The sequence below is a fragment of the Porphyromonas somerae genome (assembly GCF_022845615.1).
GTDB classification, from domain to species: domain Bacteria; phylum Bacteroidota; class Bacteroidia; order Bacteroidales; family Porphyromonadaceae; genus Porphyromonas_A; species Porphyromonas_A somerae.
This window is the reverse complement of the sequence record NZ_AP025559.1, coordinates 2,615,726-2,642,366: the sequence shown is the minus strand read 5'-3', so window position 1 is coordinate 2,642,366 and position 26,641 is coordinate 2,615,726. Positions and strand designations below refer to the sequence as shown.

At 42.9% G+C, this 26,641-nt stretch carries 40 protein-coding genes; all 40 read right to left on the bottom strand.

The window, feature by feature from the left end; genetic code table 11:
• Positions 1 to 56 precede the first annotated feature (56 nt).
• Complete coding sequence (locus MWL85_RS11195) at positions 57 to 752, bottom strand: hypothetical protein (protein WP_244400743.1); 696 nt, start codon at positions 750 to 752, stop codon at positions 57 to 59.
• A gap of 138 nt (positions 753 to 890) precedes the next feature.
• On the bottom strand, positions 891 to 1,343 hold the full coding sequence (locus MWL85_RS11190; RefSeq protein WP_244400742.1) for a PDDEXK family nuclease: 453 nt from the start codon (positions 1,341 to 1,343) through the stop codon (positions 891 to 893).
• 187 nt (positions 1,344 to 1,530) lie between these two features.
• Positions 1,531 to 2,235: a hypothetical protein gene (locus MWL85_RS11185; protein WP_244400741.1), complete on the bottom strand. Its 705-nt coding sequence runs from the start codon at positions 2,233 to 2,235 to the stop codon at positions 1,531 to 1,533.
• A 23-nt stretch (positions 2,236 to 2,258) separates the two neighbouring features.
• The gene (locus MWL85_RS11180; RefSeq protein ID WP_244400740.1) at positions 2,259 to 2,528 is read right to left on the bottom strand and encodes a transposase; all 270 of its coding nucleotides are present in this window, start codon (positions 2,526 to 2,528) and stop codon (positions 2,259 to 2,261) included.
• Between the two features lie 24 nt (positions 2,529 to 2,552).
• Positions 2,553 to 3,014: an Imm49 family immunity protein gene (locus MWL85_RS11175; protein WP_244400739.1), complete on the bottom strand. Its 462-nt coding sequence runs from the start codon at positions 3,012 to 3,014 to the stop codon at positions 2,553 to 2,555.
• A 550-nt stretch (positions 3,015 to 3,564) separates the two neighbouring features.
• Positions 3,565 to 4,224 carry a hypothetical protein gene (locus tag MWL85_RS11170; RefSeq protein WP_244400738.1) on the bottom strand — a complete coding sequence of 220 codons (660 nt, stop codon included), beginning with the start codon at positions 4,222 to 4,224 and terminating at the stop codon, positions 3,565 to 3,567.
• 25 nt (positions 4,225 to 4,249) lie between these two features.
• Positions 4,250 to 5,035, bottom strand: coding sequence for a hypothetical protein (locus tag MWL85_RS11165; RefSeq protein ID WP_244400737.1), 786 nt, complete (start codon positions 5,033 to 5,035; stop codon positions 4,250 to 4,252).
• A gap of 239 nt (positions 5,036 to 5,274) precedes the next feature.
• On the bottom strand, positions 5,275 to 6,312 hold the full coding sequence (locus MWL85_RS11160; protein ID WP_018029269.1) for a PQQ-binding-like beta-propeller repeat protein: 1,038 nt from the start codon (positions 6,310 to 6,312) through the stop codon (positions 5,275 to 5,277).
• Between the two features lie 1,196 nt (positions 6,313 to 7,508).
• Positions 7,509 to 7,736, bottom strand: a complete 228-nt coding sequence (locus MWL85_RS11155; protein ID WP_070708396.1) for a hypothetical protein — start codon at positions 7,734 to 7,736, stop codon at positions 7,509 to 7,511.
• A gap of 900 nt (positions 7,737 to 8,636) precedes the next feature.
• A complete protein-coding gene (gene rplQ / locus MWL85_RS11150) occupies positions 8,637 to 9,140 on the bottom strand; it encodes a 50S ribosomal protein L17 (RefSeq protein ID WP_018028993.1) in 504 nt (167 codons plus the stop codon).
• A gap of 9 nt (positions 9,141 to 9,149) precedes the next feature.
• On the bottom strand, positions 9,150 to 10,148 hold the full coding sequence (locus MWL85_RS11145) for a DNA-directed RNA polymerase subunit alpha (protein WP_018028992.1): 999 nt from the start codon (positions 10,146 to 10,148) through the stop codon (positions 9,150 to 9,152).
• 38 nt (positions 10,149 to 10,186) lie between these two features.
• Positions 10,187 to 10,786: a 30S ribosomal protein S4 gene (gene rpsD, locus MWL85_RS11140; RefSeq protein WP_018028991.1), complete on the bottom strand. Its 600-nt coding sequence runs from the start codon at positions 10,784 to 10,786 to the stop codon at positions 10,187 to 10,189.
• Between the two features lie 176 nt (positions 10,787 to 10,962).
• Entirely contained in the window at positions 10,963 to 11,349 is a 387-nt protein-coding gene (gene rpsK / locus MWL85_RS11135) for a 30S ribosomal protein S11 (protein ID WP_018028990.1), read from the bottom strand.
• A 15-nt stretch (positions 11,350 to 11,364) separates the two neighbouring features.
• Entirely contained in the window at positions 11,365 to 11,745 is a 381-nt protein-coding gene (gene rpsM, locus MWL85_RS11130) for a 30S ribosomal protein S13 (RefSeq protein WP_018028989.1), read from the bottom strand.
• 104 nt (positions 11,746 to 11,849) lie between these two features.
• Positions 11,850 to 11,966 (bottom strand): 50S ribosomal protein L36, encoded by a 117-nt coding sequence (gene rpmJ, locus MWL85_RS11125; RefSeq protein WP_018028988.1) that lies wholly within the window; start codon positions 11,964 to 11,966, stop codon positions 11,850 to 11,852.
• Between the two features lie 102 nt (positions 11,967 to 12,068).
• Complete coding sequence (gene infA, locus MWL85_RS11120; protein WP_018028987.1) at positions 12,069 to 12,287, bottom strand: translation initiation factor IF-1; 219 nt, start codon at positions 12,285 to 12,287, stop codon at positions 12,069 to 12,071.
• Positions 12,288 to 12,338: 51 nt separating this feature from the next.
• Positions 12,339 to 13,139 (bottom strand): type I methionyl aminopeptidase, encoded by an 801-nt coding sequence (gene map / locus MWL85_RS11115; RefSeq protein WP_244400736.1) that lies wholly within the window; start codon positions 13,137 to 13,139, stop codon positions 12,339 to 12,341.
• A 29-nt stretch (positions 13,140 to 13,168) separates the two neighbouring features.
• Positions 13,169 to 14,494 carry a preprotein translocase subunit SecY gene (gene secY / locus MWL85_RS11110; protein WP_018028985.1) on the bottom strand — a complete coding sequence of 442 codons (1,326 nt, stop codon included), beginning with the start codon at positions 14,492 to 14,494 and terminating at the stop codon, positions 13,169 to 13,171.
• Positions 14,495 to 14,512: 18 nt separating this feature from the next.
• Positions 14,513 to 14,956, bottom strand: a complete 444-nt coding sequence (gene rplO / locus MWL85_RS11105) for a 50S ribosomal protein L15 (protein WP_018028984.1) — start codon at positions 14,954 to 14,956, stop codon at positions 14,513 to 14,515.
• A 61-nt stretch (positions 14,957 to 15,017) separates the two neighbouring features.
• A complete protein-coding gene (gene rpmD / locus MWL85_RS11100) occupies positions 15,018 to 15,197 on the bottom strand; it encodes a 50S ribosomal protein L30 (protein WP_018028983.1) in 180 nt (59 codons plus the stop codon).
• A gap of 22 nt (positions 15,198 to 15,219) precedes the next feature.
• Positions 15,220 to 15,726 (bottom strand): 30S ribosomal protein S5, encoded by a 507-nt coding sequence (rpsE, locus tag MWL85_RS11095; protein ID WP_018028982.1) that lies wholly within the window; start codon positions 15,724 to 15,726, stop codon positions 15,220 to 15,222.
• 24 nt (positions 15,727 to 15,750) lie between these two features.
• Positions 15,751 to 16,095 carry a 50S ribosomal protein L18 gene (gene rplR / locus MWL85_RS11090; RefSeq protein ID WP_018028981.1) on the bottom strand — a complete coding sequence of 115 codons (345 nt, stop codon included), beginning with the start codon at positions 16,093 to 16,095 and terminating at the stop codon, positions 15,751 to 15,753.
• 25 nt (positions 16,096 to 16,120) lie between these two features.
• Entirely contained in the window at positions 16,121 to 16,675 is a 555-nt protein-coding gene (rplF, locus tag MWL85_RS11085; RefSeq protein WP_018028980.1) for a 50S ribosomal protein L6, read from the bottom strand.
• Positions 16,676 to 16,699: 24 nt separating this feature from the next.
• On the bottom strand, positions 16,700 to 17,095 hold the full coding sequence (gene rpsH, locus MWL85_RS11080; protein WP_021903027.1) for a 30S ribosomal protein S8: 396 nt from the start codon (positions 17,093 to 17,095) through the stop codon (positions 16,700 to 16,702).
• Between the two features lie 455 nt (positions 17,096 to 17,550).
• Complete coding sequence (gene rpsN, locus MWL85_RS11075; RefSeq protein ID WP_244400735.1) at positions 17,551 to 17,820, bottom strand: 30S ribosomal protein S14; 270 nt, start codon at positions 17,818 to 17,820, stop codon at positions 17,551 to 17,553.
• An 18-nt stretch (positions 17,821 to 17,838) separates the two neighbouring features.
• Positions 17,839 to 18,390 carry a 50S ribosomal protein L5 gene (rplE, locus tag MWL85_RS11070; RefSeq protein ID WP_021903025.1) on the bottom strand — a complete coding sequence of 184 codons (552 nt, stop codon included), beginning with the start codon at positions 18,388 to 18,390 and terminating at the stop codon, positions 17,839 to 17,841.
• Between the two features lie 24 nt (positions 18,391 to 18,414).
• Positions 18,415 to 18,735 carry a 50S ribosomal protein L24 gene (rplX, locus tag MWL85_RS11065; protein WP_018028976.1) on the bottom strand — a complete coding sequence of 107 codons (321 nt, stop codon included), beginning with the start codon at positions 18,733 to 18,735 and terminating at the stop codon, positions 18,415 to 18,417.
• A 17-nt stretch (positions 18,736 to 18,752) separates the two neighbouring features.
• On the bottom strand, positions 18,753 to 19,118 hold the full coding sequence (rplN, locus tag MWL85_RS11060; protein WP_018028975.1) for a 50S ribosomal protein L14: 366 nt from the start codon (positions 19,116 to 19,118) through the stop codon (positions 18,753 to 18,755).
• A gap of 30 nt (positions 19,119 to 19,148) precedes the next feature.
• Complete coding sequence (rpsQ, locus tag MWL85_RS11055; RefSeq protein ID WP_018358870.1) at positions 19,149 to 19,406, bottom strand: 30S ribosomal protein S17; 258 nt, start codon at positions 19,404 to 19,406, stop codon at positions 19,149 to 19,151.
• 15 nt (positions 19,407 to 19,421) lie between these two features.
• Positions 19,422 to 19,631, bottom strand: a complete 210-nt coding sequence (gene rpmC, locus MWL85_RS11050; protein WP_018028973.1) for a 50S ribosomal protein L29 — start codon at positions 19,629 to 19,631, stop codon at positions 19,422 to 19,424.
• Positions 19,632 to 19,659: 28 nt separating this feature from the next.
• Positions 19,660 to 20,079 carry a 50S ribosomal protein L16 gene (gene rplP / locus MWL85_RS11045; protein ID WP_018028972.1) on the bottom strand — a complete coding sequence of 140 codons (420 nt, stop codon included), beginning with the start codon at positions 20,077 to 20,079 and terminating at the stop codon, positions 19,660 to 19,662.
• A gap of 47 nt (positions 20,080 to 20,126) precedes the next feature.
• Positions 20,127 to 20,873, bottom strand: coding sequence for a 30S ribosomal protein S3 (gene rpsC, locus MWL85_RS11040; RefSeq protein ID WP_018028971.1), 747 nt, complete (start codon positions 20,871 to 20,873; stop codon positions 20,127 to 20,129).
• 26 nt (positions 20,874 to 20,899) lie between these two features.
• Positions 20,900 to 21,307, bottom strand: a complete 408-nt coding sequence (rplV, locus tag MWL85_RS11035; protein ID WP_018028970.1) for a 50S ribosomal protein L22 — start codon at positions 21,305 to 21,307, stop codon at positions 20,900 to 20,902.
• Between the two features lie 41 nt (positions 21,308 to 21,348).
• A complete protein-coding gene (gene rpsS, locus MWL85_RS11030; protein ID WP_018028969.1) occupies positions 21,349 to 21,615 on the bottom strand; it encodes a 30S ribosomal protein S19 in 267 nt (88 codons plus the stop codon).
• A 45-nt stretch (positions 21,616 to 21,660) separates the two neighbouring features.
• The gene (gene rplB / locus MWL85_RS11025; RefSeq protein WP_244400734.1) at positions 21,661 to 22,494 is read right to left on the bottom strand and encodes a 50S ribosomal protein L2; all 834 of its coding nucleotides are present in this window, start codon (positions 22,492 to 22,494) and stop codon (positions 21,661 to 21,663) included.
• A gap of 6 nt (positions 22,495 to 22,500) precedes the next feature.
• Positions 22,501 to 22,797, bottom strand: coding sequence for a 50S ribosomal protein L23 (rplW, locus tag MWL85_RS11020; RefSeq protein ID WP_018028967.1), 297 nt, complete (start codon positions 22,795 to 22,797; stop codon positions 22,501 to 22,503).
• Between the two features lie 30 nt (positions 22,798 to 22,827).
• Positions 22,828 to 23,460: a 50S ribosomal protein L4 gene (rplD, locus tag MWL85_RS11015; RefSeq protein WP_018028966.1), complete on the bottom strand. Its 633-nt coding sequence runs from the start codon at positions 23,458 to 23,460 to the stop codon at positions 22,828 to 22,830.
• 5 nt (positions 23,461 to 23,465) lie between these two features.
• Positions 23,466 to 24,083, bottom strand: a complete 618-nt coding sequence (gene rplC, locus MWL85_RS11010; protein WP_021903024.1) for a 50S ribosomal protein L3 — start codon at positions 24,081 to 24,083, stop codon at positions 23,466 to 23,468.
• A 69-nt stretch (positions 24,084 to 24,152) separates the two neighbouring features.
• Positions 24,153 to 24,464, bottom strand: a complete 312-nt coding sequence (rpsJ, locus tag MWL85_RS11005; RefSeq protein ID WP_018028964.1) for a 30S ribosomal protein S10 — start codon at positions 24,462 to 24,464, stop codon at positions 24,153 to 24,155.
• 29 nt (positions 24,465 to 24,493) lie between these two features.
• The gene (gene fusA, locus MWL85_RS11000; protein WP_026161807.1) at positions 24,494 to 26,617 is read right to left on the bottom strand and encodes an elongation factor G; all 2,124 of its coding nucleotides are present in this window, start codon (positions 26,615 to 26,617) and stop codon (positions 24,494 to 24,496) included.
• Positions 26,618 to 26,641: the final 24 nt, after the last annotated feature.

Here is a 26,641-nt window from a genome sequence, read left to right as displayed (position 1 = left end):
AAAGGGGTTAGGTTTATTTTCGAGGTAGTCTATTAGATTGACGAACCCTTCTTTGTTCAACGGGGGTTAGGTTTATTTTCGAGGTAGTCTATTAGATTGACGAACCCTTCTTTGTTCAACGGGGCTTCGGTGATATATTTTGGATCAGAAAAATCCTCTTCAATAAAAGCTTCCAGCCCTTTCTTGTACTCTTCATATCTTTCCTCATAGCCACCCCATTTTAAAATCGCCAGCTTCTTAAAAAAACTAACAGGATATCCTCCTCCTATATTAATTTCTCCGCTTCTTTCAAAAGGCACACTTCCTACATATTTCGCCATGTTTGTTATGTCACTCAAATAGGGGAAGATAACATTCTCATGATATCGAACGCACTTTACAAATTCTTGTAGATATATTTCTAGCTCCTCTTCTGACTCCAATTGCTCTGGAAACACATAGTAATCAGAGTATGAAAAGTCATAAAGAGCTGTTATAAAATGATCACCATAATGTTTTTTTAATAATAATACATCCACGTTGTCTTCAAGAACATTTAGGAAAATGCGTTCGAATTCTTTGAATACCACGATGAATCCAGCAAATGACAGTAAAGTTCCATAAAACTGTGTGCGAATTCTAGTCTCTATAGAAATATTGCTATCATCTTTTGTAAAGATGATATAATCCATTGATGCAATTCTTGACTTGTAGTCTGGTAAGTGTACCTTAGCCCACTTTTGAATATATTCTCTTTCTACTTCTATTGCCATAATCGTTTCTTTTTATTCAATTCCTATAAATTTATTTCTAGTGCTCGCTTCAGTTCAGCCACCCCATTTTAAAATCGCCAGCTTCTTGTCATAAAGACATTTCGTCCCATTCTCGATTGTCTCATACGTATTTTTCTTTTAAAGTGCTTTTTCCAATTCTCCAATCACCTTTGCATCAATTATCTTTTTCCTATCAAATAATAAATATGCCCCTAAGTAATTCGCCATATCCAAAAATAGCCTCAATTCTTCGATTGTCGGTTTTCGCTCAAAAGAAATAGATACTCTTTTGCTCTCGCTAGAGCACGCAACACTCAAGTCGTAATGTCCTTTCTTAGAATTGAATTTTGCAAAACACCGAACCCTATTAAGCATGGAGAGCAATGATTGCTGCATCTTCAGGGGAAAGCTATCAATTTTACTCAACACCTCTTTTCCATCCTCTGTATCCTCAAACCATACGAATAATTTGTGGTTGTTATCAATATAATCTACCCAACTTTGATAATCCACAGACTCTTCAATATCACTATCAAAATCAAACTGTTGTTTTGCGATATCAAGGTCTCTTATTTTGTCTACTACTATCATAAACGTTTATTTAACACATTCATCAATGCTTCGTATTTCGAACTCATTTTTTGGATTAACCTTATTTAAATTGTCCGTCCAGGTTCTAATTAAATCGGAAGTTATATTCTCTTTTGGCATATAAATATGAATCTTTGCATTTTCTATTCCATACATTATTTACGTTTGTATTATCTCATTTTGGGCATTAAGATTTAAGAAAGGGATTCGGTTTATTTTCGAGGTAGTCTATTAGATTAACAAAACCTTCCTTGTTCAATGGGGCTTCGACGGCTTCTTCTGGATCAGAAAAACCCTCTTCAATAAAAGCTTCCAGCCCTTTCTTGTACTCTTCATATCTTTCCTCATAGCCACCCCATTTTAAAATCGCCAGCTTCTTAAAAAAACTAACAGGATATCCTCCTCCTACATTAATTTCTAAGCTTCTTTCAAAAGGTACACTTCCTACATATTTCGCCATGTTTGTTATGTCACTCAAATAGGGGAAGATAACATTCTCATGATATCGAACGCACTTTACAAATTCTTGTAGATATATTTCTAGCTCCTCTTCTGACTCCAATTGCTCTGGAAACACATAGTAATCAGAGTATGAAAAGTCATAAAGAGCTGTTATAAAATGATCACCATAGTGTTTTTTTAATAATAATACATCCACGTTGTCTTCAAGAACATTTAGGAAAATGCGTTCAAATTCTTTGAATACCACGATGAATCCGCCAAATGACAGTAAAGTTCCATAAAACTGTGTGCGAATATCTGTTTGTATAGTAAGATTTTCATCGTCTTTTGTAAAGTAGATGTAGTCCATTAATCCTAGTCGGGATGTATAATCTGGTAAATGTTCCTTTGTCCATTTTTGGATATATTCTCTCTCAACCTCTATTGCCATAATCGTTTCTTTTTATTCAATTCCTATAAATTTATTTCTAGTGCTCGCTTCAGTTCAGCCATCTCTTTGATTAAATCGGCATTACTCTTGCTCATACTACTAAGAATATTAGTTGGTGATGTTTCTATGCCAAAGTTACTCAACCAAGAGTACAATGCCGAAACTGAAATGTTAAATCTTGTAGCAAGGCTACTAATGTTCTCTCCGGTGTCTAGGTACTCTCGTATCACCTTGACCTTAAAAGCATCATCATAAGCTTCTCTCTTTTTACTCTTGCGATTCTTTTCTGCCATAATTTCGCATGGTTTATGTGTCTACTATTTCAGGAGAGGACAAATTTCCACTTCCATACCCAGTATCCATGCGAGCTTGGCATATCCAAGCGCCGGCATTGAGATATACTTTTTTAGGAGAGGATCGTCATTTCGTTTCTGATGAATCTTCGGACTGACCATTTCCTGTAGAATCACTTCACATTTCTCCTTGTCCTTTTTAAGTAGTGCCTTGAAGAAGTTTACATCATATTGCATTGTGTTGTTCTGATTTTTACCATCAAACCACACTCTTTCCATTATCTCAATATTCCTTTGTATCAATTCCTCATTGCCCAATATGAACTGCTGAACTGTATGAACAAATACACAACCGTCATCGCCTGCCAATACATGATCCTCCATCGTACGGTCTATTCTTTCTCTGGTGTTATCGTCTAGATAGAAGTCTGTAAAGGTAAGATGAGCGAACCGCTCCTTTAGAAATGGAATATTATCGCTCAACATGGCATAACCTATAGAGCGCAGGTTATACACGAACTGACTGTCGTTAAACTCAATAATATCAAATGCACTTAACAAACCACAATTATATAAATATTGTTTGGCTTTAGTTAGACTATGTTCTTCAAAAAAAGAATATAGAGCAAATATCAAATTGTCCTGGTTTAATCTTTCAACTCCACTACTAGTCAATGAATAGTAAGTCAAAAAACGTTTTTCTCTTTCTTTGCTACTAAAATTAATATCCGCCAAATTTCTCATAATCAAAAATCATTTGAAAGTTTAACAAAATAACTTGTCCCATCGCTTTTATCTATCGCGAAAACATATCGCCCAACAATATTTTTATTTTCCATTGCTATGGATAGTTTTTCATGAATACCACCTTTTCTGTATAATTTTTCGGATACATGATTAAACACCCACTTTATACGGTAGTATCCCCAAAAGAGTGTAAGGCTGAATGCTCCTTTGAATTGCGAATGTACTTTTTTCGCTTCGTTTCCCGAAAAACAACAAAGATAGACCTATAAAGTATAGATTTCCCCTATTATCAAACATTATAAAGGGGTTGAATGGATGGTAATTGTTCCTTCAGTTTAATGTAATTTGGTAGGTATTCTGAGATATCTTTTGTGGAAAAAATTTTATCCACATATTCGATTTTCTCATCCATCTTTGGATCATTACATAATTTTGAAATAATAAGCCCTTCAAAAAGATGTGGAACTCCACCACAAAGTATTCCAGTCCAATATTCTCCAAATGCAACAAGTTCATCCATTCTTTTTAGCACATTTGGCAGATAGGAATATGTCTCAATAAATTGCTTACCATCGTTTTCTAAATAGTCTATTACCCAATCGGTAAATATCTTTAGTTCACGGTAATTGTCAATTATTTTGTAGATAAATGGATTTTTGCTTTTGTCATTAATGGTTGGATGAATATTCGCTTGTCTAAAATCGATCAAAGGATTGTCTAAATCAAATACTCGCTTTAGTATTTTCGTCACTTCTTTTAATTCAATATAATATTTTGAGAAATATAAATCTCCCATATCACTAAAGTTAAGATAAAACTTATATTTCGCATTATCTTTATCCAACATATAGTAGGGGGCCCCACCCGTCTTAGTTGCACGATACCCTTGTGGCTTGAGCAACTGATCTAATTGCTCAAAAACATATTTTTTCTTTTCGCTCTTTAACATTATCTCTATGAATTACTTATTCTATTTATATTGACAGTGGCTGCATGACACTATAGGAGAGGCCTGTCTGTCGCTGTCTGGTACGGTAGATCTCTATACCATAGGCAAATGCAGACTGAGGAGCTATACCATTATCGGGCAGCTCTTTTAGCACAAATTCGTATTCGGTACCCGATACTCCCTGATGACGTGGCATCCATTGGAACTGCACCTGAGTAAAGGGCTCGTGATAAGGAATAACCTCATTGGGACGAGGGTAATTGAGGATAGGTGGATTTTTGATATCTAACCAAGCTCTTCCAGTATGCCATGCAGAGAGAGGGCGACCGGTATGGTATTCTACAACCTGTACGGAGAACTCTGTCATACCCACCGGTAGACGGCCGTTGTCTAATCGACCACTCAGACGGATGTGGTCAGGTTGTAGATATGGGGCTATATCTATAGAAGTGAGGCGGAGAGGAACATTGGGGGAGAGCTCAAGGATAGGATAGACGATCTCATCACGAGACTCAAGGCTGAAGTTCATCCCGTTTTTCACCCGCACTCGCAGACGTGCCTGTAACAACGGCTGCTCCAAGTCTCGATTGAGAAGTGTCACGACAAGGCGATCCTGACTACCACCATAATAGTCAGACAAATACAGCCCATAGGGAGGAAGCACCTGTACCGTCCCATGAACTGGATAACGTACCTGCGCAACAGCTACTTGACAGTTGAGACCAACGATGGTATTCAGAATAATACACGCAAAGAGTAGCTTATGCATTACGCACAAGCTAAATAGTTTTGTATGTCTATTTCGTCTCATATAGTTTTATTCCTCTCTAAACTTTTTTATGCATCTTACATTTCCAGACCAATTCAGTCGTTTTTATTTTTATCGTTAATTCTATGTTTTATTACACTATGTAATTACCTATTATTCAAAATAATAACATCGACTTAAAACTCCGCAACTTCACTCCATCGAAGTCCATATATTCTATTATTCAAGTTTCATAACGTCGCTTGACCAATGTCCTGTACTTTTGTTTAGATATAGTAATTTTATAATGTTGTATTTGACTTCTCATAAATGTATAGATTTCTGCCTGAATCTGCAATATACATTCTATTCTGATGAAATTGAATCTCAAGCACCGAATGGACACCCAGTACATTCGCCCATTCTCGGATACCTGTGTTAATATTAATGGCTCCTATCGCAAACACCCCACCTTCGAGTCTCATCCCATGGTAGAGATACCCAGCATAAAGGCGGTTTAAGCCCATCTCTGCATCGTACTTTTCACCTTGATATTCAAGTTTATCCATCTCAATGTAATTAATCACCTCACCATTATCCAAATCAACCTCCATATAACTGGACGCATAACAACCGTATGCTTTGTTATCAATGATAGAGATAGATATCAGACCACGGGGAAGTCGTTGTAAATAAAGAATATCTCCTGTATTGATATTTAGTCGCACAATGAATATATCCGTAAGGACAACAACACTATCACCCTTGTATTCATGTATGTCTCTAATATTACCTCTTTCTATTGTACCAAACAACCAGCGGTACTGAGTCATCTCTCCGATATCCTTCTGCCACAGAAGGGAAAAATCATTTTTACTATACGAATATACCCATCCTTCCTTTACTGTAACAATATGAGTATCATTATTTATTCCGAAACTACCTTTGATTTCTCCTATGGACAGAGGAATGATTTGATTGGTATTTAGATTATATAGGAACTGATTGTTGGGAACAAAGTCGAATATATGATAGTAAATAGATGATTTTATATATTGGGGAAGTTTATTTAATCCATAAAAATATGTATCTACAACAAACTCTTTTTTTGTATTGAGGTTATAGATTTTTGTTACGTTGTTCTCCGGTCCAGTATAAATAACCTGATCTTCTATAATAGCATACTGGTTTATTGCCATTTCCTCGGATGTGAACAAAACTTCATTTTGATGATTTTTGACTACCAGTAATGCCTTTTTAGACCTGACTAAATAGGAGAAATACTTCTCCCATACATAAAACCCATATCGGTCTTTTCTTTTTTCTATTAGTTTGTACATAACTATTCTACTACATTAAAAATCATGTCAAATATTTTGTCATTCTCCAATTTTCTTAATAGACTTTTTGCATCTTCTATGTTATCGTCCCCAAATGTCTTGCGGATTTTGTTTAGCGAGATGAGATCATCACATATCAAATTAATTTCATCCACTGGGGTAGTATCCCAAAAAGAGTGTAAGGCAGAATACCTCTTTGAACGGTAAATGTACTTATTTTTTTCGCTTTGTTTCCCGAAAAACAACAAAGATAGACCTATAAAGTATAGATTTCCCCTATTATCAAACATTATAAAGGGGTTGAATGGATGGTAATTGTTCCTTCAGTTTAATGTAACCATTCATTCTTATTTCGATTAGTAAAAACAAATAGCGAAAAGAAAAGAGAACAATTTCCACTATACAAGTTGGTTAAGCAAAATTTTATACTGTTTTATTCTAAGCCAAACCATTAAAGTCAAACACGTTGGAGACAGGACTATTAATGGTATAACACCGTATAAAGGATAATTGACAATGCTATTATAAATAAAAACGTAAAAATATAGCAACCAAAAGAAAGCATCAAAAACAAAATATGATTTCTTGAATTTGCACTTGTTGAGCCTTAAAATTATAGGCACTATAATATATCCTATGAAAGCAATAAAAACGAAACAATAATATAGCCAATTCTCACCAAAATCAAGCATGAGAATTCTTCTACAACCTGGTCTATTATCCAAGTAATCCGAGAAATCTATATTAAGCCCCTTACTAATATAAGGTTTTAAATAATCTAATTTCCCAAAAGCCCTTTCAACTTTATGCGTCCAATAGTCGTCATAAATCAATGTATTCAAGCATGTTACGTAAATTATCGCAACTAGAAGAGCAAAGTAATGGAAGTTTAACTTCAAAGCTTTATTCATACTCGATTCCATCTTTGTAAAACTTTATTGTCTTTAGCCAGTTCAAAAGCATAAGCAGGATCATCCTTCAAGTATTTCCATATCTCTACATTTTCTGCTGAAGCCAATAGAGATTTAAGCTCTGCACCAGTTGAGTAAGATGACAAGTCTTTGTTCAGCAGTAACTTGTAGTCATTATCCCAACCTCGAATGATATCTTAGACATTTTGCGGCACTTCATTTAGCCATTTGTCCAAGTTCTCGAACAAATTCTCTCTGTTGGCGAGTCTCCAGAGTTCATCCTCTTTACAGTATAGATCTACCTATAAAGCGACTCGGATGATTCCTTATTTCTTCAACTAATTTGTTTAAGTAAGTTTGACCGTCTTCATGATACTGTAGTAACTCATTAGAGTCTAGCTGAATTATCAAATCATACAATGCAACACTTCCACAAAGGACTGACAAATAAAAATTTTCACCCTCTTTATAGAATGTGTATTCCCATTCTCTCTTAAGTATTTCTTGTTTCATTTTACCTTAATTATTTTTCAGTATATTCACCTACAGGGACGGTAGTATCCCAAAAAGAGTGTAAGGCAGAATACCTCTTTGAACGGTAAATGTACTTATTTTTTCGCTTTGTTTCCTATAAACGACAAAGATAGACCTATAAATAATACCTTATCCCATCACCACAGAATATCGGAAGAGGTATACATCTAACACCTACTCCCTACTGTCTCCGAAAGTTGAGATGCAACTAAGTGATCGGCGAGTTGCAACTAAGCAATCGGCGAGATGCAACAAAGCAATCGGCGAGATGCAACAAAGCAATCGGCGAGATGCAACTAAGCAAATGCTTAGTTGCATCTCAATTTTCGCCCTCCTAACCCATTGATTCCTAACTTCCTACAAATATCCATTTTTCATCAAAGAAATCGGATAAGGTACCCCCAGCTAAAGCACCCGACAGGGTGCCATTCAGCTAGCCCCTGGTCAAGGGCGAAGCCCGAAGACCAGCGGGAAAAAGGCACGGTATACGTCATCGACCCTTGTGGTCGCACAAGCCTATGTAGAGAGTGTTGCACGAAGTGCTATTCTCGCACATTTGAATCAAATGTGCTGAGACTTTGAACGAAGGTTGAGATGCTAGGTAGCCGCTAGGCTGCCAAGGTACTCAAAAGGGCGCTGAGGATAAGGGCGCTGAGAGCGTACTTACGTACGTGACCAAGCCAGAATTCCGAAAGCAACACCGCAGATCGCCTTCGTGTAACAGTCTCCACTAGCCTGCACCTCCCGACTTGTCAGACTTGTCCGACCCGTCCGACTTGTCCGATAAGTCACCCCATCTGACAAGGCAAAAAAAGAGAGAGGTGAGTGTCGGTGGACACTTACCTCTCTCCTGTGAGTTACACTTAGCTTGTTGCTTGATTACTCTGCAGCCTCGCTCTTACTCTCTTCTGACTCCTGTGCTTGGGTCTCTGGAGCATCGGCGCTCTTCTTGCGGCTACGACGGGTACGACGGGTCTTACCTGCAGTTGAAGACTTCTTATCCTGCTTAACGCGATCTTCATTGAAGTCAACGAACTCGATCAAACACATCATAGCATCATCTCCCTGACGACGACCAATCTTGAGGATACGAAGGTAACCTCCTGGGCGATCGCCAACCTTCTCGCTGATAGGGCCAAATAGCTCTACTACGGAATTGCGATTCTGCAGCTTTTGGAATACTATACGACGTGCGTGCACACTCTCGCCATTCTTTATCGCGGTGGTGATGAGTGGCTCTGCATACACCTTGAGTGCCTTAGCTTTGGCTAGGGTCGTGATGATTCTCTTGTGCTCAATAAGGGAGTTAGCCATATTGGAGAGCATCGCCTGACGGTGAGAAGCTGTACGACCGAGCGGATTGAATTTCTTATTATGTCTCATTATATAATTTTACTCGTTGTCTAGTTTGTACTTCGAAAGGTCCATTCCAAAGGTGAGCCCAAGGTTATCGAGCAATTCATCTACCTCGTTGAGAGACTTCTTACCGAAGTTTCTGAACTTGAGGAGCTCGCTACGACTGTACTTGACGAGGTCACCAAGGGTGAGCACGCCTGCAGCGCGTAGGCAATTGAATGCTCTCACTGATAGCTCTACATCCTCTAGCCTATTCTTGAGAAGCTGACGAGTCATTAGGGTATTCTCGTCAAAGTCTTCCTCCTCTTGCTCAGACTCAAGGTCTACTGAGAAATACTCATCGCTGAATAGCTCTAGGTGCTGAATCAGCAGATGAGCAGCATTCTTCAGTGCCTCTTTTGGATGAATGGAGCCATCGGTATCAATCTCAATCAAAAGCTTATCGTAATCGGTCTTCTGACCCACACGTGTATTCTCTACAGCAATCTTTACGTTGAGAATAGGTGTATAGATAGCATCAATAGCAATCTGTAATGGGTCGTCGAAACTCTCTGCAATATCCGAAGCTGGGATCCAGCCACGACCTTGATCAATGGTCAATTGGATACTGAAGGAAGCTGACTTATCTAACCGACAAATAAGCTGATCCTTATTGAGGACCTCAAAGCTCTTAAGTCCCTCTGAAATCTCTTTCCCTGTAAAGGTATCGCTGCTCTTACCATTGACTTTGATAACAGCAGTCTCGCCAACTTCACCTGGGGTCACCTGCTTGAGACGAATCTTCTTGAGGTTCAGGATGATGTTGGTGACGTCCTCTATGACACCTGGTATGGTTGCAAACTCATGCTCTACCCCATCAATCTTGATGCTATTGATGGCAAAGCCCTCAGGGCTGGAGAGCAAAATACGTCGAAGAGCATTACCTATAGTCATGCCATAGCCTGGCTCAAGTGGCTTAAACTCGAACTTGCCATGTGTAGCAGTACCCTCGAGCATAAGCACGTTTTCTGGTTTTTGGAATGCGATTAAAGCCATATCTCTTCTCTAATATTAAAGGTGAAAATGGGACATCATTACTTGGAGTAGAGCTCGACGATGAGCTGCTCCTTGATGGTCTCAGGGATATCAGCACGCTCTGGAATGTGGAGGAAGCGACCAGTCATAGAAGCTCCATCCCACTCGAGCCATGGGTACTGATTGTGTGCTAGTACCTGAACTGCTTCAGATACAATAGCTAGCGACTTGGAGCGCTCGCGGATGCCAATAGTCTGACCCTCAGAAACAGTATATGAAGGGATATCAACTACCTGACCATCTACTACGATGTGTCCATGATTAACAAGCTGACGAGCAGCGTTGCGCGAACGAGCTAGACCTAGACGGAAAACGACATTGTCGAGACGACGCTCTAGAAGCTGAATCAACACCTCACCACGCACACCAGGCATACGAGAAGCACGCTCGTAGAGGTTGCGGAACTGGCGCTCTAGTACGCCATAGGTGTATTTAGCCTTCTGTTTTTCGCGCAGCTGCAACCCATACTCTGAAGTCTTGCTACGGCGAGAATTGCCGTGCTGACCAGCTGGGTAAGTTTTCTTCGATTTGGCATTGCCAAAGATTGGCTCTCCAAACTTGCGATTAATCCTGGCTTTTGGACCTGTATATCTTGCCATTATAAATAGTAATAAAAATAATTAGTAACCATGAAACTAGCTCTGCACAGCTGCGTCGGAAGGTGCAGAAGTGCAACCAATCCATTAGTATGAATGCAGAGAAGCCTCATTCTAATATATAATCTCTCTTGCGTACGACAAAGTGTCGGTGAAACAAGGGAAGTGAAGCAAGCCAATTAAGGCTTACGACGCTTTGGAGGGCGACATCCATTGTGTGGAAGTGGCGTCACATCTACAATCTCCATCACCTCAATACCTGCTCCGTGGATAGTGCGGATAGCACTCTCACGGCCATTACCTGGACCCTTTACATATACGGTCACTTTCCTCAAACCGGCATCATAAGCCACCTTAGCACAATCTTCTGCTGCCATCTGCGCTGCGTAGGGAGTGTTCTTCTTCGAACTACGGAACCCCATCTTTCCAGCACTAGATTGGGAGATTGCTTGCCCTTGGTTATTGGTAAGGGTAATGATAATGTTATTGAAGGAAGAGTGGATATGTGCCTGTCCAATAGGATCCACCTGTACTTTTCTCTTCTTAGTAGCAGTTTTCTTAGCCATGTTTTCTTCCTAGTCTTACTTAGTAGCTTTCTTCTTATTCGCAACGGTCTTTCTACGTCCTTTGCGAGTACGAGCGTTGTTTTTAGTTGACTGTCCACGTAAGGGCAGACCAATACGGTGACGGATACCACGATAGCAGCCGACATCCATAAGGCGCTTGATATTAAGCTGTGTCTCACTACGGAGATCACCCTCTACCTTATAATTATTCGAGATGATCTCACGAATAGCGGCAGCTTGGTCGTCTGTCCAGTCTTGCACTTTAATGTTTGGGTCTACTCCTGCTTTATCAAGAATAGTAGCAGCAGCACTTCTCCCGATACCATAAATATAGGTAAGGGCGATAGCTCCACGCTTATTCTGTGGCAGGTCGACACCAACAATTCTTATTGCCATATAATACTATAGTTGTTAGTTAAGTGTAACTCTCTTAGTCAATTGACCCGATAAAGATCACACGCCTACACTATCCATCTACACCCTCGAAGGGGTGAGGGGGATTAGTTTTGACGCTGCTTCATCTTGGGGTTCTTCTTGTTAATGATATAAAGACGACCCTTGCGACGGACAATCTTATCATCGGGGGTACGCTTCTTCAAAGATGTTCTAACCTTCATAATCTCTATTTCTTTTGATACCCACTAGTGGCTCACATGCCTCGCACGGGTAGTGTTGTGTGTATAAACTTGAAATAATATGGTCTTCAACCTTGCACAGCTTTACTTGTAGCGGTAAGAGATACGCCCTTTGGATAGATCGTAAGGCGACATTTCTACCTTTACACGGTCTCCAGGAAGAATACGAATATAGTGCATCCGCATCTTACCAGATATATGAGCGGTAATCTGGTGGCCATTGTCGAGCTCCACCTTAAACATAGCGTTGGACAATGCCTCTAGAATTACTCCATCTTGCTCTATTGCTGGTTGTTTAGCCATAAATAAATACCTTTCTTTTAGTGATTAATCAATATCAATATCTTACAGTGCTTAGAATGGAAAGCCACCAAGAGCTTCTTTGATAAATTCGAAGCTACTCATAATCTTGGCCTTGCCATCTACAATAGCGATGCAATGCTCAAAGTGAGCAGAGGGTTTACGGTCCTTGGTGCGGGTAGTCCAACCATCGTCATAAATGACTACGTTTTTACTCCCTAGATTGATCATCGGCTCTATGCAAATGCAAAGCCCTTCTTCAATCTTAGCTCCTGTACCACGCCGGCCATAATTAGGGACATTAGGAGCCTCGTGCATTGAGTGACCAATGCCATGACCAGTGAACTCCCTAACTACAGAGTAGCCACGCTTCTCGCAGTAGGTCTGGACTGCATTGCCGATATCACCGATACGCTTTCCCACTACAGCGGCTTCGATGCCTACATAGAGAGAATCATGGGTAGTACGCAAAAGGCCCTTGACCTCGTCTGAGACTTCTCCTACGGGAAAGGTGAAAGCACTATCCCCTACAAATCCATCTAAGATTGTACCACAATCCACACTGATGATATCCCCCTCTTTGAGCACCGCTGTCTCGGAGGGAATACCATGTACCACATATTCATTGATAGAGGTACAGAGAGAAGCAGGGAAACCAGAATATCCTAAGAAAGCTGGTTTCGCACCATGGTCGCAGATAAATTCGTAAGCTATCTTATCCAACTCCTTAGTGGTCACCCCTGGCTTAATATGCTTTGCTAGCTCGCCATGTGTCATACCTACCAATTGATTGGCACGATAGAGTTTTTCGATCTCCTCTGCTGTCTTTAGGTAAATCTTTCTTCTCTCAAACATATCAGTCCTTATCGCAATTGTTTAAGATATTAATACAGATTTCCCGAGCGACCCTTGATACGTCCTGTCTCAAGTAGTCCATCATAGTGATGCTGTAGTAGGTGACTCTCCACTTGCTGGAGCGTATCCAATACCACACCTACAAGAATGATCAGTGAGGTACCGCCAAAGAATGAACTAAACTGCGCTGAGACGCCAAAGAGACGTGCAAAAGCAGGCAGGATAGCCACAATAGCTAGGAACAACGCGCCTGGAAGAGTAATCTTACTCATCACACTATCCAAGAACTCCTTGGTGGGTTTACCTGGTTTCACACCTGGAATAAATCCATTGGAGCGCTTCAACTCATCAGCCATCTGTGATGGATTGATGGTAACCGCAGTGTAGAAATAGGTAAAGAGGATGATCAGAATAGCGAAAGTGAAATTGTACCAGAAGCTCTGACCCGTAGCAAAGCCTTGCCAAAAAGTAGACTTAGAGGTCATTGCTGGGAACAACGTCACAGGGATAAACATGATAGCCTGAGCAAAGATGATAGGCATCACATTCGCAGCATTCACTTTGAGAGGGATATACTGGCGTGCTCCACCATACATACGGTTACCTACCGTACGCTTGGCATACTGTACCGGCACACGGCGAGTACCCTGAACGAGCATAATTGCACCTGCAATCACCACTAGTAGGATTAAGATCTCGAGGAGGAATAGGAAGATACCACCTGGATTATTAAACCTTAGCACGAACTCCTGAGTAATTGCCATTGGGAAACGAGCTAAAATACCTACAAGGATGATAAAAGAAACTCCATTACCAATACCCTTATCAGTAATACGCTCACCTAGCCAAAGTGCAAACATAGAGCCGGCTGCCATGAAGATGGTACTTGAAAAGCTAAACCAGAAGCCAGTAGGCATTGAACTACCTGCAGCCATCAGCTGGTGGTTGAGGTTGATCAGATAAACTGGACCCTGAACCAATAGAATGGCAATGGTGAGATAGCGTGTCCACTGATTGATCTTACGGCGACCACTTTCACCTTCTCTCTGCATTTTTTGGATACTAGGCACTACGATAGCCATCAGCTGCATCACAATGGAAGCAGAGATATATGGCATAATACCAAGTGCCATCACCGAAGCGTTACTGAAGGCACCACCTGAAAACATATCAAGAAGTGCCATCACACCACCTCGGGTCTGATCCTTGAGTGCTACTAGGCCAGATGGATCAATCCCTGGCAATACGATATGGGTACCTAGACGATAGATGATAATCAGCCACACCGTAGTGATAATACGCTGTTTGAGATCTTCTATCTTCCAGATATTCCGGAGTGTCTGAACAAATTTCATCGGTACTCTTCTCTATATTTACAGTAACACCAGTTCTGCTCCTGCCTTCTCCATTGCCTCTTTGGCACTCTTGGAGGCAGCGTGAACTGTCACCTTCACCTTAGTGGTAAGCTCTCCCATACCGAGTAGCTTAACCTTGTCGTCTTTGTGCACAAGACCTGCAGCTACTAGCTCTGCTTGCCCGATCTCAGTAATACCCTTCTGGGCAAGTACCTCGATAGCACCAAGATTGACAGGAGTATACTCTACTCTATTAGGATTACGGAATCCAAACTTTGGCAAACGACGCTGAAGTGGCATCTGACCACCCTCAAAGCCAAACTTTGCCTTATAGCCTGAGCGGCTCTTTGCTCCCTTGTGACCTCTTGTAGAAGTGCCACCCATGCCGCTACCGGGACCGCGACCAATCCTTCTGCGACTTTTTGTAGCCCCATTTGCGGGCTTCAAATTTGATAGGTTCATATCTAATATATATCTTTAATTAGTTGGGTGCTTCTCCCTAAAAGGAGAATCACGCACTAGATTAATCCTTAATTTCCTCAACTAGGTGGTGTACCTTCTTGATATTTCCGAGTACAGCCTCATTTCTAGGAAGCTCAACCACCCTATTAAGTTTCTTAAGTCCAAGAGCATCAAGAGCTGCCTTTTGATCCTTTGGACAACGAATGCGACTTCGCACTTGCTTAATCTTTATAGTCTCCATATTACTATATGTGTACTCTTACTTATCCCTTAAATACTTTCTCTACCGAGATACCACGTATCTTAGCCACCTCGAGTGGATCACGCATCTCACTTAGTGCTTCAATGGTAGCCTTAACAAGGTTATGAGGGTTACTCGACCCCTTGCTCTTTGCTAGCACATCGGTCACTCCAACGCTCTCCAATACGGCACGCATTGCACCACCAGCTACTACTCCAGTACCCTCTGATGCAGGCTTTAGCATCACACGTGCACCGCCAAACTTAGCTGACTGCTCGTGAGGTATAGTTCCTTTGTGTACAGGCACCTTGATAAGGTTTTTCTTGGCGGCCTCTGTAGCCTTCTGAATAGCCACACTCACTTCGCCTGCCTTACCTAGGCCATAGCCGATAATTCCATTTTCATCACCTACCACTACCATAGCAGCAAGTGTAAAGGTACGACCACCCTTTGTCACCTTGGTCACACGGTTAATCGCCACCAATCTCTCCTTTAGTTCGAGACCACTTACAGAGTTAATTCTCTTCATATCTTTACTGTACTTATGGTTGTGTTAGAACTTCAATCCTGCTTTCCTAGCACCCTCTGCCAGCTCCTTGACACGTCCGTGGTAGAGGTAGCCATTACGATCAAAAACGACCGTCTCGATACCTGCTTCTACAGCCTTCTTACCCAAAGCCTCGCCCACCTTCTCGGCCAGCTCCTTCTTTGGTAGCTTATCCTCTAGCATCTTAGAGTCGAATGCTACGAGGGTCCTTCCCTCCACATCGTCAATTACCTGTGCATAGATCTGCTTATTACTTCTAAATACAGTCAGCCTAGGTCTCTCAGCAGTACCGTGTAGGTTTTTACGCACACGTGCCTTGATCTTTAATCTTCTTTCCTTCTTAGTTATCATAGATTACGAATATCCAAAAGTGTGATTACTTAGCTGCTGCAGTCTTACCAGACTTCCTACGAATGTACTCACCGACAAACTTGATACCCTTACCCTTATATGGCTCTGGCTTACGGAATGTACGGATCTTAGCACAAACTTGACCAAGCAGTTGCTTATCGGCCGAAGAAAGTGTTACGAGTGGAGCCTTATTACGCTCCATCTTGGTCTCCACCTTGATCTCTGGTGGCAGTAGCAGGAAGATAGGGTGAGAGTAGCCTACTGATAGCTCAAGTAGCTGTCCCTCATTTGAAGCTCTAAATCCTACACCAATCAACTCAAGTGTCTTAGTATATCCCTCGGATACACCCACCACCATGTTGTGTACTAGCGAGCGATAAAGTCCGTGCAACGCACTCTCCTCCTTAGTACCATTGGTAGTTGAGAAGTGTAGCACATTCTCCTCTTCCTTGATTTTGATACGTGGATCAACTTTCTGAGAAAGCTCTCCCTTAGGGCCCTTTACTACCACTACATTATCCTTAATAGTGACAGTGACACCGTTAGGGATAGAAATGGGCAAATTTCCAATTCTTGACATAACTTTGTTCCTTTCCTATTAAGATTAATAAATATAGCAGAGCACTTCACCACCGATCTTACGGTCTGCAGCCTCCTTATTGGTCATCACACCTTGGCTAGTAGATAGGATAGCGATACCAAGCCCGTTAAGGACTCTAGGCATATCCTGATAGCCTACATAACGACGAAGTCCTGGACGCGATACACGCTCCAGTTTCTTGATTGCATTTTTCTTAGATACTACATCGTACTTAAGAGCAATCTTGATAGTTCCTTGAGGGCCACTCTCATCAAACATGTAATTGAGAATATACCCCTTCTCAAAAAGGATCTTTGTCATCTCCTTTTTGATGTTACTCGCTGGGATTTCCACCACTCTATGCTTTGCCATAATAGCATTGCGCAAGCGAGTTAAATAGTCAGATATTGGATCTGTCATAAAAATAAGTTGTTGAAATTAATCTGAAAATAGAGTGAACCAACACAGCTACCTCAGACAATATTTACATACACTTTTTCACTCTCTTGTGGTATTGCTGTACGTCATAAACTTTTAAGCACCACCACATACCATCAAATTGATGCGAAATAACGCATCAGCTCTGCTCAATCAGAACCGATAGCGATACATCTCTCAACTCTTTGATAGGCACAAAGGTACAAATATCTAGCGATATTTCCAAATAACACTCAATCGCCAGCTCTTCACCCGCTCGTTACGGGAAGATGGCAATCAGTATTAGTGTTGCTAAAATAAGTAGAAGACCCTGCACTGTGATGTTCAAAAATAACTACGCCCGAGTACTTATTAAGACTCAGCGTAGTTATTTTGCACAGCACTTACCCTCCAACACTTGGCAGGTAATCTATGGGTCTCTCTATACTCATTGATAGTTACCAGCTGGCCTTCTTCACCCCTGGGATAAGCCCCTTTGATGCCATCTCGCGAAACTGAATTCTTGAGATTCCAAAAAGTCTCATATATCCCTTTGGTCTACCAGTGATATTGCAACGGTTGTGAAGTCGCACAGGGCTAGCATTTTTAGGTAGCTTCTGGAGACCTTCGTAGTCGCCCTCAACCTTTAGCTTAGCACGCTTCTCAGCATACTTCTCCACTAGCTTAGCTCTTTTGCGCTCACGCGCCTTCATTGATTCTTTTGCCATATTGCTCTCTATCCTTCCTTAGTTTTCTTTCTTCTTGAAAGGGATTCCAAACTCCTTTAGGAGTGCAAATCCCTCCTCGTCCGTCTTGGCAGAAGTGACAAAGGTGATATTCATACCCATAATCTTGGTAACACTATCAAGATTAATCTCAGGGAAAATAATTTGCTCTGTCACACCTAGGGTATAGTTACCTCTACCATCTAGGCGGCTCTCTACACCCTTGAAGTCACGAATACGAGGTAGTGCGATACGGATCAGCCTCTCCAGGAACTCATACATCTTCTCTCTCCTCAGCGTTACCATCACACCGATAGGCATACCCTTACGGAGCTTAAAATTAGAAATATCCTTTTTGGAGTAGGTCACTACTGGTTTTTGACCAGTGATCAAGGCTAGCTCACCTTGAGCTATCTCGATCAGCTTCTTATCGCCCGTTGCAGCACCTAGACCTTGATTTACCACGATTTTGGTAAGGGAAGGCACCTGCATCACACTACTGTAGCCAAATTGCTTCATCAGCAGTGGCACAATACGCTCATTATAGTCCTTTTTCAAATTATCTGTAGCCATCTCTCTTTCAGCTATTAGCATTTATTACTTCAGTAGCTCACCAGACTTTTTGGCATAGCGCTCAAGCTTACCATCGTCATTTCTACGACGTCCCACACGAGTAGGAGCCCCAGTCTTAGGATCTACGGGGTTGAGGTTGGAGATATGAATAGATGCCTCTTTGTGCACCATGCCACCTTGAGGGTGCTGAGCGCTTGGCTTAGTCCTCTTAGTGATCATATTTCGTCCCTCTACGATAGCTCGGTTCTTCTTGGTATCCACCTTCAAAACTCGGCCAGTCTTACCCTTGTCATCACCCGCATTAATAAATACGGTATCGCCCTTCTTTATATGAAATTTTGCCATTGTCTTTCCTTTCTATATTAAAGCACCTCAGGTGCAAGTGAGACAACCTTCATATTCACGGCACGTATCTCACGTGCTACAGGACCAAAGATACGGGTAGCACGGATATCACCAGCAGCATTTAGGAGTACACACGCATTCTCATCGAAACGGATGTACGATCCATCTGGACGTCGGATCTCCTTTTTGGTCCTTACGATCAATGCTTTCGATACTGCCCCTTTCTTCACATCACTACCAGGGATTGCACTCTTTACAGACACCACGATCACATCACCGATCGAAGCATATCTGCGACGAGTACCACCTAGCACGCGAATACAGAGCACCTCTTTAGCACCGCTATTATCAGCTACAGCTAGTCTAGACTCTTGTTGTATCATAATAGATTACTCTACAAATCTGCAATATTATTACTTCGCTCTCTCTACGATCTGGATCACTCTCCAGCGCTTGGTACGGCTTAGTGGTCGAGTCTCCATAATTCTAACGGTATCCCCTTCGTTGCACTCGTTATTCTCGTCGTGTGCGTGGAATTTCTTGGTCTTATTCACAAACTTTCCGTAGATAGGGTGTTTCTCCTTCCACTTCACAGCTACTGTGACAGACTTATCCATCTTATTACTAGAGACGACGCCTTGTCTTACCTTCCTTAAACTTCTCTTTTCCATCTCTTAGAGCGACTCTTAATCGTTAATACTTCCTTGCTCAACGCTCTTCTCGTTGAGGACGGTACGGAGACGTGCTACCAACTTTCGCTGGTCATTGAGCGATGAAGGCTTATCTAGAGGGGTTACTCTATGCTGGAGCTGCATCCTCTGATACCTTACAGTCTCTGTCTCGATTCTCTCTTTTAGCTCCTGTACCGTGAGGTCTCTTAGTTCATTACTCTTCATACCTAATTACTTATATACAGTACAGAAATTAAAATTCATAGTCACGGCGAACCACAAACTTTGTGGTCACTGGGAGCTTTTGAGCAGCGAGGCGAAGTGCCTCTTTTGCTACCTCATAGCTCACACCCTCTACCTCAAATAGCATACGTCCAGGAGTTACAGGAGCTACGAAGCCCTCAGGGTTACCTTTACCCTTACCCATACGCACCTCTGCTGGCTTAGCAGTGATAGGCTTATCAGGGAAAATACGTACCCACACCTGACCTTGACGTTGCATATATCTAGTCACAGCGATACGTGCCGCCTCTATTTGGCGACCAGTAATCCAGCAAGTCTGTAGCGACTTGATGCCGAAAGAGCCAAACGCAAGCTGATTACCACGCTGGGCATCACCCTTCATACGACCCTTTTGCTGCCTTCTGAACTTGGTCTTTTTTGGTTGTAACATATCTTATGTCTTATCTTCAATTTTATACTTCCTTAGCGTGCAGTAGCTTAGCGCTCATTACGTCCGCCACGATTGCCTCTACGGCGACCACCACGGCCACCACGACCACCATCGCGACGTGGGCGATTGTCACGCTGCTGTGTGAAGTCAGGAGCAAGGTCACGCTTACCGTATACCTCACCGTGGCAGATCCACACTTTTACACCGATGGCACCCACCTTGGTACGTGCCTCCTCAAGAGCATAGTCGATATCTGCACGGAGCGTGTGGAGTGGAGTACGTCCCTCCTTAAACATCTCGCTACGTGCCATCTCAGCTCCATTGAGCCTACCGCTTAGCTGAATCTTAATTCCCTCAGCACCTGAGCGCATAGCATTACCAATGGCCTGCTTTACTGCTCTACGATAGTTCATACGGCCTTCTAGCTGGCGTGCGATATTCTCAGCCACGATCTTGGCGTCTACATCAGGCCTACGGATCTCAAAAATATTGATCTGCACCTCCTTGTCGGTAAAGCGCTTGAGCTCCTCACGTAGCTTATCCACCTCAGAGCCACCACGGCCGATGATATGGCCTGGGCGTGCTGAGCAGATAGTGATTGTGACTAGTTTGAGTGTACGCTCAATGACTACCCTAGATACACTTGCACGAGAGAGGCGAGCCTCGATATAGGTGCGAAGCTTATAATCCTCTAGGAGAGTGTCGGCGAGATCACTTTTCTTGCCGAACCAATTAGAGTCCCAGCCCCTAATGATTCCTAAGCGATTGCTTATTGGATTTGTCTTTTGTCCCATCTACAAATTATTTGCTTAGAATGTGCTTAAATCTCTTCCGCATTGGGAAGTGTATCTACATAAATCGTCAAGTGGTTGCTTCTCTTACGGATTCTACAACCTCTACCTTGAGCTCTTGGACGGAGGCGCTTTAGCGTCATGCTCTCATCCACATAAATCTTGGAGATATATAGTTCTCCTTCGTCTGCCTGACGGCCATTCTTTTGTTCCCAATTAGAGATGGCGCTACGTAGTAGCTTCTCCATTGGTGTAGCCGCCTGCTTGCTTGAAAATCTAAGTACGCCAAGAGCTTTATTCACCTCCATACCACGTACCATATCCGCTACCAAACGCATCTTACGTGGAGAGGAAGGGATATTGACAAGCCTAGCAAAGTACTGAGTACTGCGTGCCTCTTTGCGTTGCTCAGCGGCTAGCTTCTTCCTTTTACCCATATTAGTTACTATCTAATTTTATTTAATGTCCCGTGGTGGGGTTACTTTCTATTACCACTGTGTCCACGGAAGGTACGAGTAGGTGCAAACTCACCTAGCTTGTGCCCTACCATATTCTCAGTTATAAACACTGGGATAAACTTATTCCCATTGTGTACAGCTATTGTATGCCCTACGAAGTCGGGTGAAATCATTGATGCACGGCTCCATGTCTTGATGACACTTTTCTTGCCACTCTCATTCATCTCAAGTACTCGCTTCTCTAGCTTAAGCTCGATGTAGGGTCCTTTTTTTAGTGAACGACTCATATCTTTATTAGTACATTAAGTTGGTTCAATACTTACCTAAAGCGATTACTTACGCTTCTTCTTACGACCCTCAATGATATACTTAGAGGAGTGCTTCTTAGGTGCACGAGTCTTCAGACCCTTAGCATACAGACCAGTACGGCTACGTGGGTGACCACCCGACGCACGACCTTCACCACCACCCATTGGGTGATCTACTGGGTTCATCGCTACACCACGAACGCGTGGACGGCGACCCATCCAGCGGGTACGTCCAGCCTTACCACTTCTCTCTAGGGCGTGGTCAGAGTTGCCCACACTACCTACAGTAGCTTTACAAGCTGCGAGGATACGGCGTACCTCACCACTAGGCATCTTGATCACCACATAGGTCCCCTCACGAGAGGTGAGCTGAGCAAATGAGCCTGCACTACGCACCATCTTAGCACCTTGGCCAGGACGAAGCTCAATATTGTGGATCACAGTACCTACAGGGATCTTGCCTAGAGGAAGGGCATTACCCACCTCTGGAGCTGCATCCTCTCCGGACAGTACAGTCCTTCCTACCTCTAGCCCATCAGGAGCTAGGATATAAGCCTTCTCACCATCAGCGTAGTAAAGAAGTGCGATACGTGCTGATCTATTTGGATCGTACTCGATAGCTTTTACTGTCGCAGGAATACCATCTTTCCTTCTCTTGAAATCGATGATACGGTACTGCTTCTTGTGACCGCCACCGATATAGCGCATCGTCATCTTACCGGTATTGTTACGCCCACCGGTTTTATTCTTCGATGCGATTAGAGATTTCTCCGGTGTACTTTTAGTGACTTTATCAAATGCACCGATAATCTTATGTCTTTGCCCAGGCGTAGTGGGCTTTAATTTACGTATTCCCATTTCTTATCAAATGTTACTAAAGAAGTCTATCACTTGACCCTCTTTAAGTGTTACGATTGCCTTTTTGAACGCAGGCTTTTTCCCTACGATAAGACCACCCTTGGTATATCGCTGCATGCGCTTTCCATCATAGTTGATGGTGTTGACGCTTACCACGTCTACGTCGTACATCTTCTCTACAGCCTCCTTGATAGCGGTCTTATTTGCATTACGAGCCACTTTGAAGCCATAGCGATTGGGCATCTGTTCGGTGATGTCCGTCAACTTTTCAGTAATAATAGGTTGTAATAAAATACCTCTCATACTATTTATTTATCTCTCTAAAGTGTCCCGTTACTTCTTTGCTAGTAGGTCAGTCAGCATGGTGAGTGCACTCTCAGTCAATACGAGTTGCTTAGCATCTAGTAGATTGTAAGTGCTCACGTCCTCTGCTTGCATCACGTTTACAGTAGGGATATTACGTGCTGATAGTAGGAGGGTATTATCGATCCCACCTAGTAGCACTAGGCTCTTTTGTCCATCAATCTTGAGTGCTTTAAGTACCGATGCAAATTGCTTGGTCTTAGGAGCATCAAAAGAGAAATCCTCTACCACTGTAATCTCATTGGCACTTGCCTTGCGGCTTAGTGCAGAGATACGAGCCAGTTGCTTTACCTTTTTATTTACCTTTTGTTCATAGTCACGTGGACGTGGGCCAAATACTGTACCACCGCCTCTTAGTAGAGGGCTCTTAATACTACCTCTACGTGCTCCACCTGTACCTTTTTGGCGGAAGAGCTTGCGGGTACTGAAGGCCACTTCAGCACGCTCCTTAGTCTTGTGAGTACCTTGTCTCTTATTAGCTAAGTAGCGCTTCACGTCTAGATAAATGACATGATCATTAGGCTCTACTCCAAATACAGAAGCATCTAGAGTTACCTTACGTCCGGTCTCCTGACCGTTGATGTTCAATACATTTAATTCCATATCGCTTAGATATTTACTAATAAGATGGTACCTTTTGCTCCTGGCACACTACCCTTTACCACAAGGGCATTCTGCTCTGGGAGCACTTTAATCACACGTAGGTTCTCAATGGTCACACGGCGGTTACCATCTTGACCTGCCATCCTCATACCCTTCACTACCTTAGAGGGTGTAGCACACGCTCCGATAGATCCAGGTGCTCTGAGCCTATTCTTTTGACCGTGGGTTGTCTGGCCCACACCGCCAAAGTTGTGGCGCTTCACAACACCCTGAAATCCTTTACCCTTAGAGGTCCCGATAACATCGACATAAGCGACGTCATTGAAGATTTCGGCATTGATTACATCACCCAACTTGTACTCCTTGTCAAAATTATTGAACTCGGCCAAGTGTCTCTTGGGGGTTACTCCAGCCTTAGCGAAGTGGCCTTGCTCAGCCTTATTGGTATGCTTCTCCTTTTTATCTTCGAAGCCCAATTGGATTGCCTCATAGCCATCCACCTCACTAGTCTTTACCTGAGTTACCACACAAGGACCTACTTCGATAACAGTGCATGGGATATTCTTCCCCTCGGCACTGAATACGGATGTCATTCCGACTTTTTTTCCTATTAATCCTGGCATTTCAGTCTCAACTTATTGGTTTGGTTTACAATATAACTTTTATCTCTTGTAAGACAGACCTCTCTATAATTAGATATCCGTCTTGATCTCAATCTCCACACCACTTGGGAGTACCAAGCGAGCCAAAGCATCTACTGTATTGGTACCTGCATTGACAATGTCGATGAGGCGCTTGTAGGTAGATAGCTGGAATTGCTCACGGCTCTTCTTATTCACGAAAGTAGAGCGGTTTACGGTGAAGATACGCTTACGAGTAGGCAATGGTATAGGTCCACGCACCGTCACTCCCGTAGGCTCTACTGCCTTGACAATCTGCTCGGCCGACTTATCAACCAATGTATGGTCGTAAGACTTAATCTTGATTCTAATGACTTGATTCATATGCTTGCAATGATTCTCTTTATTATCTATTACTTAAGGAGCTCTACGTGTCCATCTACCTCCTCTAGTACGGCCTTGGCATTAGAGGTCGACATCTCCTCAAAGTGGCTAAAGGTCATAGTACTTGTCGCACGACCACTCGTAATGGTACGGAGGGCAGTCACATAGCCAAACATCTCAGCAAGTGGGGTCTTGGCCTTTACGATACGGGCACCATTGCGGTGAGTCTCCATACCCTCTACCTGACCACGACGCTTATTGAGGTCACCAATCACATCACCCATGCTCTCCTCAGGGGTTACCACCTCTACCTTCATAATAGGCTCGAGAAGCACTGGATGTGCCTTGGCGCAACCATTCTTAAAGGCTTGGATAGCACACACCTCAAACGAAAGCTGGTCTGAGTCCACTGGGTGGAAAGAGCCGTCAAGCAAGGTCACCTTTAGTCCATCCATAGGATAGCCTGCAAGCACACCATTCTTCATAGCACGCTCAAAGCCCTTCTGTACGCTAGGGATATACTCACGTGGAATATTACCACCCTTCACCTCGTCGATAAACTGTAGGTCACCCTCAAAGTCCTTATCCTTAGGCTCTAGGCGTACGATGATATCGGCGAACTTACCGCGACCACCAGTCTGACGCTTGTACACCTCACGAAGCTCAACAGCCTCAGAGATCGCCTCCTTGTAGCTAACTTGTGGACGGCCTTGATTACACTCTACCTTAAATTCACGCTTCAGACGGTCGATAATAATCTCAAGGTGTAGCTCACCCATACCGCTAATCACGGTTTGACCAGTCTCCTCATTAGTCTTCACGGTAAAGGTTGGATCCTCCTCAGCCAGCTTAGCCAGACCGATTCCGAGCTTATCCATATCCTTCTGAGTCTTAGGCTCCACTGCGATACCAATCACTGGATCTGGGAAGTCCATACTCTCAAGTGTAATAGGGTGCTCCTCATCACAAAGGGTATCACCTGTGCGGATATCCTTAAAGCCGACGCCGGCACCGATATCACCCACATTAATAAGCTCCATAGGATTTTGCTTATTAGAGTGCATCTGGAATAGTCGGCTGATACGCTCCTTCTTCTCGCTACGGCTATTATATACGTAGCTACCTGCCTCTAGCTTACCAGAGTAAACACGGAAGAAGCAGAGACGACCTACATAAGGGTCGGTAGCGATCTTAAAGGCAAGTGCACAAAGTGGCTCATCCTCATCTACCTGACGCACAATCACCTTCTCAGGATCACGTGGGTCGGTACCCTCTACTGTAGGAGTATCTAGTGGGCTAGGAAGGTAAGCGCACACACAGTCAAGCAGTGGCTGTACACCCTTATTCTTAAATGAAGTACCACAGATCACTGGATTGATCTCCATAGAAATGGTACCCTTACGGATTGCCGCACGAATCTCATCCTCAGTGATAGTGGATGGATCGTCAAAGTACTTCTCCATAAGTGCCTCATCTACCTCAGCAAGGCTCTCCAGCATCTTCTCACGCCACTCCTCGGCATCTGCCTTTACATCCTCAGGGATTTCCAAGGTATCATAGTGTGACCCCATTTCCTCATCGTGCCATACAAGAGCCTTCATCGTTACGAGATCCACGACCCCCTTGAAAGTCTCCTCAGCACCGATGGGCACCTGAATTGGCACAGCATGTGCACCAAGCATATCTTTGAGCTGACGTACTACCTCATAGAAGTTAGCACCGCTACGGTCCATCTTATTGACATAAGCGATTCTAGGCACCTTGTACTTATCTGCCTGACGCCATACGGTCTCACTCTGTGGCTGTACACCACTCACTGCACAGAAAGCAGCTACAGTACCATCGAGTACACGTAGTGAGCGCTCCACCTCTACGGTAAAGTCCACGTGTCCGGGAGTGTCAATAAGGTTGATCTTATATTTTTCGTTATGATAGTTCCAGAAAGCAGTGGTTGCAGCACTGGTAATAGTAATACCACGCTCCTGCTCCTGTTCCATCCAGTCCATAGTTGCTGCACCATCGTGTACCTCACCGATCTTGTGAGTAAGACCAGTATAGAATAGGATACGCTCCGATGTAGTAGTTTTACCGGCATCAATATGCGCCATGATACCGATATTTCTTGTACGCTCTAAATGTGTCTTATTAGCCATCTCTTGTTGTTTCCTTTCTATTCT